1 pseudogene is annotated in these 356 nt (G+C 32.0%); it reads right to left on the bottom strand.

Going from position 1 to position 356, the window contains the following annotated elements:
* A pseudogene (locus AJ932_RS00020) lies at nt 1-356 on the bottom strand (hypothetical protein); the annotation flags it as partial.

The following is a 356-nucleotide window of genomic DNA, read 5'->3' on the forward strand; positions in this document are numbered from 1 at the left end:
TAAATCATTTTTGCTCTAAGCTTATTCCAATGTTGCCCTGTAAGAAAAGAATTAGAACACAATACTGCTAAACCTAAACTTTTAAAAGCATTTTTATCTCCAAGTTGAGCTTGTAAAAACAATGCTTGTTGTTGTCTTGCTTTAAATCCTACGGCAGCTGTGGGACTAGCTTTAATATTTCCCAAAAGTAAAGCAGACAATTCCCATTCATTAAAGAAAGAATAAGATTTTAATGTTCCACGATGAGAACTTACTTCATCGTAAATATAGGCGTATTCTTCATTGATTAAATTTCCTTTTTCATCTACATTAGCATAAGCATCATAGGGTATATCTATAACCACAGATCTTAATCC

Source organism: Campylobacter sp. BCW_6873 (assembly GCF_001762365.1).
Classification (GTDB): Bacteria; Campylobacterota; Campylobacteria; order Campylobacterales; family Campylobacteraceae; genus Campylobacter_D; species Campylobacter_D jejuni.